Source organism: Streptomyces sp. NPDC127106 (assembly GCF_042677605.1).
GTDB lineage: Bacteria > Actinomycetota > Actinomycetes > Streptomycetales > Streptomycetaceae > Streptomyces.
Genome location: NZ_JBHXTC010000022.1, coordinates 118,270 through 119,586 on the forward strand (window position 1 = coordinate 118,270; position 1,317 = coordinate 119,586).

Genomic DNA, 1,317 nt, shown 5'->3' on the forward strand with positions numbered 1-1,317 from the left:
CATCCGTGCCGTGGCACGGATGTGACCGGCCGCAACCCTGTGAGGGGCCGCCGCGCTGCGGCACAATCGGCGAGTGCACCTCGTCGAGTTCGCCCTCACCAAGCCTCCGAGCGCCCCGGACGTGTCCGCGGACGCGCTACTCGGCGCGCTGCGGGCCGGTTGCGAGCACGGCGACGGGGTGGAGCACCTGAGGGTGCACGCCGCGCGCTCCGGCGCACGCGGCGTGGCGTTCCTCCTCGCACCGGACGGGGCGAGCGCGGTCGAGCAGTGCCGCACCATGTGCCTGCGGGCGCTGGCCCGGTCAGCCGAGCTGGCCGGCTGGGGCCTGGCGCGCCCGACCACGGCCTGAGCATCCTCGACCACGCCTGGACGCGCCCCCGATGTGCTGGGGCGACGGCGCACCTTCGGAGGACGGCCGCTGCCCGCAGTCCCGTGGACGGGACGCCCGGCAGCGGTCCGGCCCAGTCCGGCCCGGCCCGGCCCGGCCCGGCCCGGCCCGGCAGCGTAAGAGACGCGATGCCGCGGATCGAGGTCACCCACGCACCCCCGGCACCAGCGGTCCCAAGGCGCAGCGGCCCCCACACCGGCGCCCCCACACGGTGTCCGGGCCGAACCGCTCCGCCCTCCCGCTCCGCCCTCCCGCTCCGCCTCCCGCAGCGGCTGCGCCGCCGCCCGGCTGGGCGGCGGCCGTGAGCCGGTCGGGGCCGTTCGAGCCGACCGGGCGCCGGCTCCGGCCGGCCCGCTGGTGCGGGCCCTGCCGGACCGCGGCCGAGGTGCCGGATGACGCCCGCCCGGTCCCCCCACGCGGCCACCGCCGCGGCCCGGGCCGCTGGCGCGGGCACCGAGATCCACGACACGGTGCTGATCGCGACCGCGTTCCCCGGTACGGCGGGGCGGACAGCGGTCGGCACCGTGCCTCCTCGGGCAGGAGGCGGAGTGGGGAACCGGGCGACAGCACGGCAACGGGGGGCGGGCCGGGCGGCCGCCGGGTCAGGCGAGGCCGGCGGCGGCGCGCAGGGCGTCGACGCGGTCGGTGCGCTCCCAGGTGAAGTCCTCGTCCTGGCGGCCGAAGTGGCCGTAGGCGGCGGTCCGGGCGTAGATCGGACGGAGCAGGTCGAGGTCGCGGATGATCGCGGCCGGGCGGAGGTCGAAGACCTCCGTGATGGCCTTCTGGATCGCCGGTACCGACACGGTCTCGGTGCCGAAGGTCTCCACGAAGAGGCCGACGGGCTCGGCCTTGCCGATGGCGTACGCGACCTGGACCTCGCAGCGCGAGGCGAGGCCGGCGGCGACCACGTTCTTCGCGACCCAGCGCAT

General features: G+C 77.7%; 2 protein-coding genes. One reads left to right on the forward strand and one right to left on the reverse strand.

The features are described 5' to 3' along the window. Nucleotides 1-73 precede the first annotated feature (73 nt). Nucleotides 74-349, forward strand: a complete 276-nt coding sequence (locus ACFVGY_RS20110; RefSeq protein WP_385679073.1) for a hypothetical protein — start codon at nucleotides 74-76, stop codon at nucleotides 347-349. Nucleotides 350-990: 641 nt separating this feature from the next. Here the strand turns inward: ACFVGY_RS20110 and ACFVGY_RS20115 are convergent. Then, nucleotides 991-1,317, reverse strand: a 327-nt coding sequence (locus ACFVGY_RS20115) for a methionine adenosyltransferase domain-containing protein (RefSeq protein ID WP_385679076.1), incomplete at its 5' end; no start/stop codon positions are given.